This is a genomic window from Sphingobacterium thalpophilum, from assembly GCF_901482695.1.
GTDB lineage: Bacteria > Bacteroidota > Bacteroidia > Sphingobacteriales > Sphingobacteriaceae > Sphingobacterium > Sphingobacterium thalpophilum.
Genome location: NZ_LR590484.1, coordinates 3,714,521 through 3,728,617, shown reverse-complemented (window position 1 = coordinate 3,728,617; position 14,097 = coordinate 3,714,521). Strand labels below are relative to the sequence as shown.

Genomic DNA, 14,097 nt, shown 5'->3' with positions numbered 1-14,097 from the left:
AATGATGGAAAATGAATTAAATATTCCGACAGTTGCAGAACTGTTAGCAAAGGGAGAAACTCCCGATATACTATTCTGGGTCGGGTGTGCAGGTAGTTTTGACGAACGCGCTCAAAGGATAACGCGCGATATTTGCCGTATCCTCCAGCATGTGGGAATCAACTATGCCATCCTCGGGACAGAAGAAAGCTGCACTGGTGACCCCGCGAAAAGAAGCGGAAACGAGTTTCTATTCCAGATGCAGGCCATGATGAATATTGAAGTGCTGAATGGCTACGAAATCAGGAAGATCGTTACTGCTTGCCCACACTGCTTCAATACCTTAAAGAACGAATATCCTGCGCTCGGTGGAAACTACGAAGTTATACATCACACACAACTGATACAAAGCCTGATTGACGAAGGTAAATTAAAGCCCGCTGACAATAACGTGTTCAAAGGGAAGAAAATAACTTACCACGATCCGTGTTATTTAGGGAGAGCAAATGAAGTGTATGAGGCCCCGAGAAAAATACTGGAGAGTCTGGATGCTCAGCTGGTCGAGTTAAAACGCTGTAGAAGCAATGGCTTGTGCTGTGGTGCCGGCGGAGGGCAAATGTTTAAGGAACCCGAACCAGGTAAAAAAGACGTTAATATCGAACGTATTGAGGAGGTCTTAGATGTACAGCCTCAAGTACTTGCTGCAGCCTGTCCTTTCTGTATGACGATGCTTAAAGACGGTGTGAAAATAAAAGAAAAGGATTCCGAAATCCAAGTGCTGGACATCGCCGAAATAACTGCTCGGGCAAACAATTTATAATTGCTTATTAAAACTCAAATTAAGAAGACCTGATCCGTAGATCAGGCCTCTTTTGTTGCTGGCACCGTAGTTACTCTGCCGATTAAAATTATGAGGCTACGGTGCTACAGCAACAGGTGGGCAGAGTTCCCATCTGCCGTATAACAGGTTAAGCCAACCCGAATACCATTTCAAAGATAAAGCACATTAAGCAAATATTTATTGACCATTTCGTTGAAAAACTTGACCAAAACGCAACTCATAAAAAAATGCAGGACGATCTCATACAGCTATAAGACAGCCATGAGCCTGCCGCTCCGATTGCAGCTATGGCCTTCAGCTTATTGGTCTAAAAGTTTCGTAAATAAGAAAAGGGATAAAAATAGTAATAACGATGGCGAGCCCGTCGGGCAGACAGTCTCACAATACCATAAGAAGCTATTTATAGAAAGACACTCTCCCTAACTAGGCTAAATGATATCTAGATCTGTTCTTTATTTACCCATTTCGTCACCTGAGGCGCACAATAATGTTCCATCTGATCTAATAGTTCCGCTATTGTATTCCCCACCAATAGCATGTCTCTATTTTCTTTTTTGAGCAGGCCTTCATCGACCATATGGGCTATGAAATCAATCAAATGATCATAGAATCCGTTTGTATTTAATATACCTACCGGTTTACGGTGCAATCCTAACTGTCCCCAGGTAATCATTTCAAAAAGTTCTTCAAGGGTACCAAAGCCACCGGGCAGGGCGATTGCTGCATCTGCATGTTCATTCATAATTCGCTTACGGTCATGCATACTGTCGACGGTGATCAATTTGGTCACCCCTGTATGTTCGCGTTCTTTTGAATTTAGAAAATGTGGGATTACTCCGATCACCTCTCCTCCCTGATCCAAGACGGCGTTAGCGATTGTTCCCATCAGTCCAACCCTACTGCCACCATAAATCAGACGAATGCCCCTTTGTACCAGCGTTTGCCCCAAATATTTCGCTTCTTCTGCGTACACATTGGAATGACCTAAACTGGAAGCGCAAAAAACAACAATACTTTTAATTTTATTCATACGCAAGTATAAAAAAAAGTGGGTTAATCCTTTCATGTCGATCACTTTATACTCCAGATTTCTTGCCTTATGAAAAGAATAAAAAAACAAAAAGGACGTATAATTGTAAAAGTAAAGTGACAAATAAATTATAAACTGATAAAATAGAATGTTATGTATTCAATGATCAAAATGATAGCAATGGCTGGTTTGGGCGCGGTGCTACTATCGTCCACAACAGCAGGTCTGCCTGCAGATCCGCATCAGCCTGCTCCGCAATCCACACGGCTTTCGCATGCGGAGATTCTGGAAGGCACCGATTCCCTGCTGCAATATTTTAATCAAACCACAGCGGATCTGGAAAAACAGGTGGCTGGACTTAGCGAGGCCCAGTTACAATTTAAACCTGCACCGGATAAGTGGTCGATCAGTCAATGCTTAGAACATATCGTATTGTCCGAACGTATGATATTTAACATGGCCAAGTCAGCACTTGAAAAAGCGCCGCAGCCTGAAAGAAAGTCCGAGGTAAAAATGACCGACGACCATTTGAAAACTAGCATAACCGACAGAACTCACAAGTTTCAAGCACCAAAAGAATTACAGCCGACGGGTATCTACAAGGACACCAAAACAGCCCTTACCGATTTTCTTGCTGCGCGACAACCCGTAATTGACTATATTAAAAAAGCGGATGTTACAGATCTGCGCAACCATATCAACGATTATCCCAATGGTGTGGTAGATGGGTATCAGGGGCTTATGTTTATAGCAGCCCACTGTGCGCGGCATACCAGACAAATTGAGGAAATAAAAGCAAACCCTAATTTTCCAAGACAATAAATGATGAAAAAATTGACTTATCAGCTCACAATAGATGCGCCGGCTGAGCATGTTTTTAAAACAATGCTTGCCAAAGAGACTTATAAACAATGGACGTCGGCTTTCAACCCAACTTCAGACTTTGAGGGCAGCTGGGAAAAAGGAGAAAAAATCTACTTCGTCGGCATGAATGAAAAAGGAGAAAAAGAAGGCATGGTAGCAAGAATAGCAGAAAATATACCGAATCAGTATTTATCTATCCAACACTATGGCATCTTGGATAATGGCCAAGAAGTGACCGAAGGCCCTGCTGTCGAAAGCTGGGCGGGAGCATTCGAAAATTATAGCTTTATAGACCTCGGTAACCAGACGACAGTGAAAGTTGACGTTGACACGAACGAGGAATATATAGATTATTTCGAACAGGCCTGGCCTGATGCTTTAAAGCGCTTAAAAGAAATCTGCGAAACTCCTTGATAGCCGATTTCTCAAAAGAGGATGACAATATCAAAACGCATGCTTAATGCCCATGGTTTTGATATTGTCGTTCGCTGCTATTTCTTCCTGTCGGCTTTCCTTGGAAACCAAAGTACACGGCTCGTCAAGCGCCCTTTGCCGTGAATTTCAATCCGGTCTATAAAACAATTCAGAACCCCAAATGCGTTATCTCTTCCCTCTACCATTCCTTCCAATGTAACCATCGGTATTCCTTTATAGACCCCAAAATTTCCTGCATGGTGATGACCTGAGAGGACAGCCCTGACATTTGGAAACTGTGCGATCAGCTCCAGAAGTTCTCTATTATTTAAGGCTTCAAGCCCATTTTCCGGAAAAAGCGGATGGTGGGTCAGGACGAGTATATGTTTATTCGCATTTTGCGCTTCATCGAGCTGCCCTTTTAACCATGCAAATTGTTGTGGCCCTACGCCACCGTTCCATAGAGCGGCATTGGTTCTACCTTGTCGTTTCAGGCTATCCTGCTGCCGTTGCCAGTAGATCCGTTCGTAAGTATCCACCTTTGTAGCGTATTGCGAAACTTCATTCGTATTCAAAAGAATAAATACCCAATCTCCCTTATTCACGGAATAATACGATGCGGGCATGTCAAATGCTTTATAGAGATTTTTTCCGTCCTCGGTGTGTACGTAATCGTGGTTTCCCAATAACTTGAATGTCGGTGCGTCTAACTTCGCAAGCCTCTCCGCAATCCGCGGAAGATCGTTGATGCCCTGGTCCACCAGATCTCCAAGCACAAAAGTAAAATCAACCGCTTGATTGTTTAATTCATGCACAGATTCCTCGATTTTTTGAAGTGACTGCCGATAACGGCGTTCACCCCGATCTTCGAGGTCCGCATATTGCGGATCAGCAATCAGACCTATGCGAAATTGGCAAGGTAGCTCTTGGGCTGTTACCCGCAACACGTTAGCGAAAACCAGGAGAAGAATAAATCTTAGAAGGTGGCTATGTCTCATGTCAAATCTTTTGTTGGTTATTCGGCATAAGATACCTCATTTTTCGCAATAATCTCGATATCTCGAATAAAACTTCTAGTTTTCATCAAAAATACTGGAGGCCATGAGTAAATTGTGTTAGTATGTCCATACGCAGGATTAAAAGCTAAAATAAATAGGAGACAAAAGATAGGATCCATGAAAGGGGAAGGTTTAAGGTACTTTTCAACAAACGAAAAAGGTTAGATCTCATTTCGATCTAACCTTTTTCATCAGTGCCCAGGAGCAGATTCGAACTGCCACGCCCATACGAGCGCCACCCCCTCAAGATGGTGCGTCTACCAATTTCGCCACCTGGGCTCATATTCGCCTTTGGTATCACAAAAGTAAAGATTTTTCCGGCTTTTGCAAGGCAAAAAACGCATTTTTATTTGCTATTTTACTAAATTCCTATTGATCAGCGTTCTAATAACACCGTCAACCAAACCAACCCGCGGAACAAGAATTTGTTTCAGGCGTCCATGCTTCATAATTGTCAGGAAGATCTCACTGGCTGGAATAATCACGTCTGCACGGTCCTCATTCAGCCCAAGTAAAATAATACGTTCTTTTAGGGAAAAAGATGACAGATGCTCATACACAGCCTTTAATTTTGCATAAGATAAAGGCTTGTCCAATTTCTCATTAGACAGACGGGCCAGTTTATTGATATTACCTCCAGTCCCTATCCCGATGACCTGTTTATACATGTGTGTATTACTGCGCACCCATTCTTTCAGTTCATCCCAGGTCTCCGCCTTATCCTGATTATCCAGTATCCGGATCGTACCCAGATTAAAAGATCTCGAATTGACCAATACGCCATTTGCAAACAGAGAAAGTTCAGTGCTGCCTCCACCCACATCTATATAAAGATAGACCTTATCTTTCTCCATTTTATTATCCCAGTGACTGTTATAGATGATCTCAGCCTCCTTAGCGCCTTCAATGATATCAATATCGATTCCGTTTTTCGCAACTTCAGCAACAATTGCGGCACCATTTTTTGCGTCACGCATCGCCGAAGTAGCGCAGGCCATATAATCCTCCACATGATACACATCCATCAGCTCACGAAAAGCTTTCATGGTCTTAATCAGGCTCTCCGCTTTTCTTGGCGAGATTTCCTGATGTATAAATGCATCATCACCCAAACGTAAAGGAACCCGCAAAAGGGTATTTTTTTTAAAATTAAATTGGTCCTTCTGGCCAATAATATCAGCGATCAAAAGACGGACCGCGTTGGAACCTATATCTATAGCAGCGTATCTCACGTTATCTTGTTCTATATTTTGATTAAATCATGCTAAAATAAACACAGTTATTAAAAACTATATTACAACGATGTTAAGTTATTATTAATTTAACAGTTCAACAAGTGATTTCTCTGATTCTCGCCGACTCATACTATGCTACAACGCGATCTAGATAGTGCTACGGCTGATGTACGTTGACCGAACAGAAAAATTTGACAATAAAATAAAAAAGGAATATTTACTGCAGTAAATATTCCTTTTTTATATAAAATCTCCAGCGGAATTAGTGGTGTCCGTGGCCTTCGGATTTACCACCGGCCAATGTATAGATTTCCTCCACTTTCTTCAGTGATTCTTCAGAAATATGGATCACCTTTGTGTTTGTATTATGTTCCTCGCGCGAAAATCTACCGTTGATTTCACCTTGCTTTTCGACTACAGTAGCTAAAAAGGCCTTGTCATTGAAACTGGCTGTACTATCAGTTCCAGAGATAGAGGTTGGCACCTCAAACGTCGGTACACCGCGCTCAAATTCTCCGACGTGCAGTTCTTTAGCTAAAGCATCTAGTTCCGGCAATATCGATGCGTAGGCTTCTTTAATTTTGGCAGCTACGTTCTTTACCTCTGCAGAGCTAGACTGTTTCGCAGCAACATCCGCAAGGTTTACCAGATAATTTCCATTTTCGCCCACTAACTTAATCATCGCAAACGCATCTCCGTCTGCTAATGTCGCATTGGCATATTGACGCTGTCTATCTGCAGCTGTTTGGCTACAAGATGCAAATAATGTGCTCGCACAAGCCGCTACAACAAATAACTTATTAATCTTCATATCAATTTTGTTAACTATGCAAAAGTAGATAAAATATATATTCTTCGAAACCCTATCCTCGAAAAGTCACGAAAATTAAGCAACATTTCTTCCCGCATTGATTACACCGAATATAGTCCGTGCAATCAGTTTCGAATAATCTTCCCGTTGCGCATCATCCAGGCGATCGGAATTTAGAGCCCTTATGGCGTAATGCTGTATCACCAGCAATGGCAGTACGATGCTCTCCCTGGCCAAAATCGACGCGCGATCTACCGGATAGTTTTCCATTAATTGAGACGTTCCACTGAGCTTCAACAAGTATTCTTTGGTAACCTGATACTCTGTATGTAGATTTTTCCAAAAGTCACCATACACCTTATCCTCCTTCATATACGCGGTAATATCAAAGTTTGATTTGGTCATGGACATCATACAGTTGTCGATTAAAGTCTGAAAAAAGCCCGAGGATACGTATAGCTGTTGCACATCTTTCCATAGGTTGTTTTTCTCAGCCCATTGCAAGGCTGTTCCCACACCATAAAATCCGGGGATATTCTGCTTCAGCTGACTCCACGAGGTCACGAAGCTAATGGCACGCAAATCTTCCAGCCTCAGCTCCCGTCCAGAATTACGTTTCACTGGCCTGCTCGATATATTGATCGAAGAAAGCGCTTTCAGGGGGGACATCGTTTCCAGATAGGGCAAAAACAATTTATTTGTACGCAGGTCCATGAATTTCTGGTGGCTCAGCTCCGCCAGTTTATCGATAATTTCGCACTGATGCTTCGTCAACGTATCACCCACCCGTTGTTTTAGGTCCGAAATAATACCTGCATGCAGCAATTGTTCGATATTAAAGCGCGCAGTATCCAGCGATCCGTACTGACTGCTGATAGTCTGCCCCTGAATAGTCAACTGAATGTGATCGTTGGCTATTTCTTTACCCATAGACGCATAGAAGCGCTGTGTTTTACCACCACCACGAGCCGGAGGTCCACCCCTACCGTCAAAAAAGACAAGATCAACATCGTATTCACGCGAAATTGCTGTCAACTCAATTTTCGCACGGTAGATCGACCAGTTAGCCATCAGATATCCACCATCTTTGGTACTGTCCGAATATCCCAGCATGATCGTCTGTTTATTTCCCCGCAGCTTTAAGTGTGCTTTATATTCCTTATTATTGTATAAGGTCTTCATCACATCTGCAGCTCTGGTCAAATCATCAACCGTCTCAAACAAAGGGACGAAGTCGATAGTCAACGCATCTTTTTTCCAGCCTGACCAAAGGAACAGCTGACGTAAACCCAGAATATCGCTCGCCTGCTGACAATTGCTGATGATAAAACGCTGTGCCGCCCGCTCCGAACCAGAACGCTGAATATCTTTGAGCAATTTTATTACACCCGACGTGTCCTTTGTCAATGGATCAGCATCTTCGCCGACCTGAAGGTCCAGCTCTTTAAACTTGAGCGCTTTCTGCTTGTCGGTCTCACTCAATTCCAGATAATTTGCAGGCATACCCGTCTCGACCTGATTGTGCTGGATCAGATAATTAGTCGCTTCCCGCAAAATACGGCTATCCTGACGTATGTCCAATGTGGTGAAAAAGCAGCCAAAGGTCATCACCTTACGTAATAGATCATCGACGATCTCGACAAAGAGGCCATTGTGATGTTCTTCCAGAACATTTTTGATCGCTTTCAAGTTCGAAATGATGTTGTCAGTCTCGTCTATCGGCTGCTCCACAGGATTAAAGCTGTTTTCATAAAACAGCGTCTGCAAATTTTCCATGTACTCTTCGACCCCACGGAACGTGATCCGGCGCCTTACAATACGGAAATCCCGGTAATAACATCTAAATAAGATTGTCCGTAAGAGCGCAGCTACTTTCTTCGTACTTTCAACGCTTACGTTGGGGTTACCGTCACGGTCGCCTCCCGGCCAAAAGCCCAGTTCGATCAGCTGTCTGACTTCCTCGGTATCCACATCTAGCTCATCATCAATAAATGACTGTATTTCGGATGCAACTTTATAGAACACGTTCTCCAGAAACCAGGCTAAACTTGCTGCTTCGTCTACGGGAGTCGGCTTATTTTTATTAATAAATGGCGTCTTTCCCAGTTGCTGCAAAAGCTGGTGTATACTATGAAGATCGTTGGATTTAATTGCATCGATCAAATCATTGATAATCCCCAGTACAGGCCCAGGATAAAACTGTGTAGGGTGAGCCGTTAAGACGAGGCGAACCGAAAAATCCTTTAACTTTGAAATGATCTTACGCCGCATGTCGCCGTTACCTTCTGCGTTCTTGATAAATGCTCCTAAGACATTCTCATCGTCACCACGGCCGACCATCTGAAACGACGAATCCTCTATGGCATCAAACAAAACAACCTGACGTTCTATGTACTGAACAAAGCGAAACAATAAATCAATACGTTGTTCCTCGGATGAAAATTCCTCATGCTGATCAAAAAAACTCTTTATGATCTCATCAGGTGTCATATGTTGATCCACACCTTTTTCACATTGCTTCGCAAAAAATGGCAATAAAGTACCCGTATCCTTAACACGCTGAAAGGGCAGTGTTAAAAATAAACTTTTGAAAAGCTCAAAGCGTGTCAATACTTCGTCCTGAAAGACGGCTTCATTTTTACTTTGCTTCATATTTAAATCTTTGAAAATGGTCAAGAGAGTTTAGGTGACTCTTGATCGTAATATATCTGAAATTACCCTACCGGCCAAATATAGCAATTTTATATTTAAACAAACAAAAATATATAAATTAATCAAAAAATATAGTCAAAAATTACAAACATATTAATGAATTTTAGTAATTTTTCATTTTCCGCATATTCTTGCAGTAAATACAGAAATCACAGGCTAATATAGTGTTATCTTGTATATTTGTGCTATACATTATGAAACAGACACAGGAAATAAAAAGTTTTTTTTACAGTCAGTATTTTGCGGATGGCTTGCGAATCACGATTGGATGCATTGTGCCTGTCCTTATCTTTGCAACGATCGGCCAGTTTACCAATGGAACGATTGTTTCGTTGGGAGCACTCCTGGTCGGCCTTTCGGATACTCCGGGAGCACCTAGCCATAGACGTAAAGGTATGTTTGCGGGAGCGCTGCTGACTACGCTGACTTTTATTTTGACCAATATAGTCAATCAGAATGTTTATCTCCTTGCTATTTTTATTGGCCTGGCCTGTTTTATCTTTGCCATGTTCGCAGTATTCAATGGACGGGCAGCTAATGTGGGGCTCATGTGCATACTAATGATGCTCATCCATGTACAGATCCATTATCCCTTGGCAGATGCACTCAGCTACCTCGGCTTTTACGTCCTTGGCGGACTGTGGTATATCACGATCAGCCTATCCATCACCCAAGCACGTCCGTACAGGCTGGCCGAACAAGAACTCGCCGAAACCATCCGTTATGTCGCAGACTATATCCGGCTGAAAGCCAATTTCTACGATGCCAAAATAGACAATGATAAAAATTACCTCAAACTGATTGATAAACAGGTAGAGGTCAATCAGCACCAGGAGAATGTACGCGATCTGCTGTTTCAGAGCAAAAGATCCATCAAAGACACCACTAAGGTCGGCCGCTATCTGACGCTGATCTTCAACGATATTGTCGACCTCTTCGAGCAGAGTATGGCGGCACATTACGACTACAATACCATCAGTGAACGCTTCGGGCCCACAGGCATTTTAGAGGATTTCAAAAACGTTATATTAAAATATACCAATGAACTGGACAATCTGGCCTACCAGCTCAACACCAATGTACAGCCTAGACCACTATACGATTTCGACGCAGATCTAAGCCGTCTGCATGCAAAAATCGACCAGCTCGACAAAGACTATCAGTACAGCACCTTTGCTTTACGAAAAGTGCTGATCAATCTTCGGGATCTGGTCCGCCGGATAAAAAATATATATGGCTATTCACATCTACAGCCAGACGAGGTCAAAAGAAAAGAAATTGACGACGCCAAACGCTTTGTGCAAAGCTCTGCCATTGACTTCAAAAAGTTTCGCGAAAACCTCACGCTGAAGTCGACTATCTTTAGGCATGCTTGCCGTATGGCCATCGTCATGTCGCTTTCGTATTATGTATTTGAGGTCACCAACATCACCAGCAACGTCTATTGGATCTTGCTGACGATCATGGTGATCCTGAAACCCGGATTTGGCCTCACCAAAGAAAGAAACATACAACGTCTGATTGGTACGACTATCGGCGGGCTCATCGGAGCAGTCATCCTGCTGACTATACAGGATCCCACCATCTTATTTGTCCTGCTGGTCTTCTTTTTTCTGACAGCTTACAGCTTATTTAGGGTCAATTATGTCGTCGCGGTTCTGTTCATGACGCCTTATGTGCTGATCATGCTCAGCTTCGTGAGCTCCAATACACTCGAAGTAACCAAGGAACGTATTCTGGACACTTTTATTGGTGGGATGATCGCGTTCCTCTCGAGCTATATCATTTTCCCCAATTGGGAGAGCATGCAGGTCAAGGAATCTATGCGTAAATTGTTGATCGCAAATTACAATTACATCTTTCAGGCGCTGAAAGAAATCGCCGGACAGGCTCCGTCAATTACTGATTATAAGCTAGCTCGCAAAGCTGTTTATGTGGAGACCGCCAATATGGGGTCCACATTCCAACGCATGCTAACTGAACCCAAAAAACGACAAAAGTACAGCAAGGAAGTCAATAAATTCGTTATCTTCAACCACATCCTCGCCTCGTTTTCGGTTACACTGATGAACCACCTGGACCAGATGGACAACAATTACCTCAACAAAGAACATGTAAGGATGATACGAAAAATATTGGCCAGCCTCGATCAGTCCATTCAATTGCTCTATTCCGAAGATTCCTCGGGTTCATTTGAGCCGATGGATATCGACATTCCCAACGATCGCTTTGAAGATACTGATATCCATTCTGTAGATGCAAAGCTCCTGGGTGAACAATTGGATTTTTTATACAAAATTGCACAGGACCTGCATAAGATCGTTCAGGATCTACACGATAAGAATGCCGCAGAACAAGCTGCCATATTAGCGAAAGTAAACAGTTGATTTATTCTCAAAATTCCCGAAATTTGTATTTATGAGCGAAAGTAAAGCATCAAGCTACGACATTATTATTGTTGGCGGCGGCCCCATCGGTCTGGCCTGTGCACTGGAAGCCAAACAGGCCAATCTAACATATCTTATACTGGAAAAAGGCTGCCTGGTCAACTCTCTGTACAACTACCCCCAAAATATGACCTTTTTCTCCTCCTCCGAACGTCTGGAAATAGGTGGCATTCCGTTTGTAACAACCAATCCCAAACCACGAAGGGTCGAAGCTCTGGAATATTATAGACGCATACAACAAAAATTCGAACTGCAGACACAACTATTCGAGGAAGTACTCGATATCAAAAAAAATGAGGCAGGCGATTTCCAGGTTCAGAGCAATAAAGCTGTTTACGTTGCCAAAAAGGTTATTATCGCGACCGGTTTTTATGATATCCCCATGTTGCTTAATATCCCCGGCGAAGAGTTACCCAAAGTGAGACACTATTACAATGATCCGCACTATTATAGCGGACAAAAGGTTATCGTGGTAGGCGCCAGCAATTCGTCCATTGACGCAGCACTGGAAACTTACCGTAAGGGAGCTCAGGTTACCCTGGTAATCCGGGGTAACGAAATCAGCCCACGGGTGAAATACTGGGTCAGACCGGATATCGAAAATAGAATTGCTGCCGGAGAGATCACCGTCTTCTACAATAGCCAGCTGACTGCAGTTACCGAAACTCAAGCTTTTATCCGAACTGAAACCGAAACAGTCGTGCTGGACAACGATTTTGTGCTGGCCTTAACTGGATATCGCCCAAATTTTGATTTTCTAAGAAAGATTGGTGTTGCTATCCCCCAGCAGGCCCCTTGCATCCCCAGCCATAACGAACAAACGATGGAGACAAATATAACAGGTTTATATCTGGCTGGAGTAGTATGTGGCGGCTTAAATACACACCTCTGGTTTATCGAAAACTCCCGAATCCATGCTAAGCAGATCTTGAGCCATATACAGTCTAAGGATAATTAACCTCGCTGATAACGTAGGCCATTCAGGAAGATTTTCATCATTTTCTTCTGCAAACTGAGAATATGATCGAATTCTTCTTTGGTCGGGAACAGCATATTCTTCATGTCCTTGAGGATGCCCATACGCATACCAAACAATGAGTATAATAAGATACGGGCGGTCTCATTGAGATCATCTACATGGATTTCCTGTGCATCGACACCAAGCTGAAGAATCTTTTCGATAATTTCAACTTCCCGCAGGTAGGATTCTTTGAATACTCGTTCCAGTTCATCCGGAAGCTCCTTGACCATTTTCATGGTGTATTCAAACAAATTGTAATATTGATTGATAATTTTGACACGCATATCAATAGAGTACATCATGATCTCTTCAAAGTTGCCCCCTCGATCTATGACCTCTTCGATCTCTTCGATCATCTTATCAATAACGTATTCAAAAACAGCAGAGTATAAACTGTTCTTATCTGGAAAATAATAATAAAGCAGTGCTTTTGAAAAATTAAGATCTTTGGCTATTTCCGACATCGTTGTCTTAGCCATTCCGAAGTGCGCAAAGCGTCTTGTTGCTGCTTCAAGAATTTTGATTCTTTTTACATCCGCATTACCCATTAAACATATATTTTTTTAGCATAAAATAAACGGTTGTACTATCTTTACCGATTATCATGCTAAAGATAGCTGATTTTTTTGAATTTCTGAAAATTAAAGTCAATATGGAATTAAACATTCAGTCGGATATATCTCTAAAAGCCTTCAATACATTTGGAATAGAAGAAAAGACAAATTTCCTGATCGAAGTAAATGACAATGAAACATTGACCGAAATTTTTAAAAAAGGAATTTTTGAACAGCAGTTTTTCGTCTTGGGAGCCGGCAGCAACGTACTGTTTACCAAACATTTCCAAGGCTATATCATTCGCATGACGAGCAAAGGCATAACCGCCAGATCAGAAGATTACCATGTGTATGTGACGGCCAAAGCCGGTGAGATCTGGGACGAGTTTGTATGGTACTGCATAAACAACAACTATGCGGGCATCGAAAATATGGCTCTTATACCCGGCACGGTGGGTGCCTCGCCCGTGCAGAATATAGGCGCTTACGGAGCTGAACTTATGTACGTGTTTCATAGTTGTGAGGCTTTTGATACGCAAACTGGAACATTTACGACATTTCAGAAGGAAGACTGCAACTTCTCCTACCGCGACAGCATTTTTAAAACCGAACACAAAGGACGCTTTATTATTACAGAAGTTACCTATAAACTGAGCCTGACGCCTAAAATCAATACCAGCTACGGTGCCATCGAAAGCGAGCTAGCCAAGCAACGTATCAATGAGCCTTCAATAGCTGACATCGCAAGGGTCGTTTCCAAAATTCGCGTGGAGAAACTACCGGATCCCAGTACAGTCGGCAATGCCGGAAGCTTCTTTAAAAATCCGGTGATTTCGCTTACGGATTTCCAGACTTTACAAAAGCTGTACCCGACCATCCCGCATTATCCCATGCCCGATAACCAAACAAAACTGGCAGCTGGTTGGTTAATCGAGCAGTGTGGATGGAAAGGCAAGGCCTATGGCCGAGCCGGTGTCTGGAAAAATCAGGCGCTTGTACTAATAAACAGACAACATGCAAGCGGTCAGGAGATTTACGAACTTTCTGAACGGATCATCCATGATGTGCAAGATAAATTTGGGATCGGTCTCGAGCGAGAGGTTAATTTATTGTAAAGAATCTCAGCTTTAG

Annotated in this window: 12 protein-coding genes and 1 tRNA gene; 6 read left to right on the top strand and 7 right to left on the bottom strand. The window is 42.7% G+C overall.

Annotation, left to right across the window (positions count from 1 at the left end; all coding sequences use genetic code 11):
• The first annotated feature begins 4 nt into the window (after window positions 1–4).
• On the top strand, window positions 5–799 hold the full coding sequence (locus FGL37_RS15315) for a (Fe-S)-binding protein (RefSeq protein WP_028069150.1): 795 nt from the start codon (window positions 5–7) through the stop codon (window positions 797–799).
• Window positions 800–1,259: 460 nt separating this feature from the next.
• On the opposite strand, the gene FGL37_RS15310 is transcribed toward FGL37_RS15315, so the two are convergent.
• Window positions 1,260–1,850: an LOG family protein gene (locus tag FGL37_RS15310; protein ID WP_037532643.1), complete on the bottom strand. Its 591-nt coding sequence runs from the start codon at window positions 1,848–1,850 to the stop codon at window positions 1,260–1,262.
• A 153-nt stretch (window positions 1,851–2,003) separates the two neighbouring features.
• Here FGL37_RS15310 and FGL37_RS15305 point away from each other — a divergent pair, with 153 nt between their 5' ends.
• Both FGL37_RS15305 and FGL37_RS15300 read left to right on the top strand, forming a co-directional pair.
• A complete protein-coding gene (locus tag FGL37_RS15305) occupies window positions 2,004–2,672 on the top strand; it encodes a DinB family protein (protein WP_081817811.1) in 669 nt (222 codons plus the stop codon).
• Window positions 2,673–3,128, top strand: a complete 456-nt coding sequence (locus tag FGL37_RS15300; protein WP_232048713.1) for an SRPBCC family protein — start codon at window positions 2,673–2,675, stop codon at window positions 3,126–3,128.
• Between the two features lie 77 nt (window positions 3,129–3,205).
• Here FGL37_RS15300 and FGL37_RS15295 read toward each other — a convergent pair whose 3' ends face one another.
• From FGL37_RS15295 to FGL37_RS15275, 5 genes are all read right to left on the bottom strand, one after another.
• Window positions 3,206–4,126, bottom strand: coding sequence for a metallophosphoesterase (locus FGL37_RS15295; protein ID WP_028069154.1), 921 nt, complete (start codon window positions 4,124–4,126; stop codon window positions 3,206–3,208).
• A gap of 255 nt (window positions 4,127–4,381) precedes the next feature.
• A tRNA-Leu gene (locus tag FGL37_RS15290) sits at window positions 4,382–4,465 on the bottom strand.
• A 74-nt stretch (window positions 4,466–4,539) separates the two neighbouring features.
• Entirely contained in the window at window positions 4,540–5,418 is an 879-nt protein-coding gene (locus FGL37_RS15285) for a Ppx/GppA phosphatase family protein (protein ID WP_028069155.1), read from the bottom strand.
• A 265-nt stretch (window positions 5,419–5,683) separates the two neighbouring features.
• Window positions 5,684–6,232, bottom strand: coding sequence for a hypothetical protein (locus tag FGL37_RS15280; RefSeq protein WP_028069156.1), 549 nt, complete (start codon window positions 6,230–6,232; stop codon window positions 5,684–5,686).
• A 75-nt stretch (window positions 6,233–6,307) separates the two neighbouring features.
• Window positions 6,308–8,884 (bottom strand): phosphoenolpyruvate carboxylase, encoded by a 2,577-nt coding sequence (locus FGL37_RS15275; protein WP_028069157.1) that lies wholly within the window; start codon window positions 8,882–8,884, stop codon window positions 6,308–6,310.
• Between the two features lie 254 nt (window positions 8,885–9,138).
• Here FGL37_RS15275 and FGL37_RS15270 point away from each other — a divergent pair, with 254 nt between their 5' ends.
• Both FGL37_RS15270 and FGL37_RS15265 read left to right on the top strand, forming a co-directional pair.
• Window positions 9,139–11,331: an FUSC family protein gene (locus FGL37_RS15270; RefSeq protein ID WP_232048712.1), complete on the top strand. Its 2,193-nt coding sequence runs from the start codon at window positions 9,139–9,141 to the stop codon at window positions 11,329–11,331.
• Window positions 11,332–11,362: 31 nt separating this feature from the next.
• Window positions 11,363–12,349, top strand: a complete 987-nt coding sequence (locus FGL37_RS15265) for a YpdA family putative bacillithiol disulfide reductase (protein WP_028069159.1) — start codon at window positions 11,363–11,365, stop codon at window positions 12,347–12,349.
• On the opposite strand, the gene FGL37_RS15260 is transcribed toward FGL37_RS15265, so the two are convergent.
• Complete coding sequence (locus tag FGL37_RS15260) at window positions 12,346–12,960, bottom strand: TetR/AcrR family transcriptional regulator (RefSeq protein WP_028069160.1); 615 nt, start codon at window positions 12,958–12,960, stop codon at window positions 12,346–12,348. The genes FGL37_RS15265 and FGL37_RS15260 overlap by 4 nt on opposite strands.
• Before the next feature lie 104 nt (window positions 12,961–13,064).
• Between FGL37_RS15260 and murB the strand changes: the two genes are divergently transcribed.
• Window positions 13,065–14,081, top strand: a complete 1,017-nt coding sequence (gene murB, locus FGL37_RS15255; RefSeq protein ID WP_081817815.1) for a UDP-N-acetylmuramate dehydrogenase — start codon at window positions 13,065–13,067, stop codon at window positions 14,079–14,081.
• Window positions 14,082–14,097: the final 16 nt, after the last annotated feature.

What these genes read in the sequence shown, in the direction of transcription:
- FGL37_RS15315 (WP_028069150.1), top strand. Translation starts at nt 5, where the DNA reads ATGGAAAATGAATTAAATATTCCGACAGTTGCAGAACTGTTAGCAAAG.
- FGL37_RS15310 (WP_037532643.1), bottom strand. Translation starts at nt 1,850, where the DNA reads ATGAATAAAATTAAAAGTATTGTTGTTTTTTGCGCTTCCAGTTTAGGT.
- FGL37_RS15305 (WP_081817811.1), top strand. Translation starts at nt 2,004, where the DNA reads ATGTATTCAATGATCAAAATGATAGCAATGGCTGGTTTGGGCGCGGTG.
- FGL37_RS15300 (WP_232048713.1), top strand. Translation starts at nt 2,673, where the DNA reads ATGATGAAAAAATTGACTTATCAGCTCACAATAGATGCGCCGGCTGAG.
- FGL37_RS15295 (WP_028069154.1), bottom strand. Translation starts at nt 4,126, where the DNA reads ATGAGACATAGCCACCTTCTAAGATTTATTCTTCTCCTGGTTTTCGCT.
- FGL37_RS15280 (WP_028069156.1), bottom strand. Translation starts at nt 6,232, where the DNA reads ATGAAGATTAATAAGTTATTTGTTGTAGCGGCTTGTGCGAGCACATTA.
- FGL37_RS15275 (WP_028069157.1), bottom strand. Translation starts at nt 8,884, where the DNA reads ATGAAGCAAAGTAAAAATGAAGCCGTCTTTCAGGACGAAGTATTGACA.
- FGL37_RS15270 (WP_232048712.1), top strand. Translation starts at nt 9,139, where the DNA reads ATGAAACAGACACAGGAAATAAAAAGTTTTTTTTACAGTCAGTATTTT.
- FGL37_RS15265 (WP_028069159.1), top strand. Translation starts at nt 11,363, where the DNA reads ATGAGCGAAAGTAAAGCATCAAGCTACGACATTATTATTGTTGGCGGC.
- FGL37_RS15260 (WP_028069160.1), bottom strand. Translation starts at nt 12,960, where the DNA reads ATGGGTAATGCGGATGTAAAAAGAATCAAAATTCTTGAAGCAGCAACA.
- murB (WP_081817815.1), top strand. Translation starts at nt 13,065, where the DNA reads ATGGAATTAAACATTCAGTCGGATATATCTCTAAAAGCCTTCAATACA.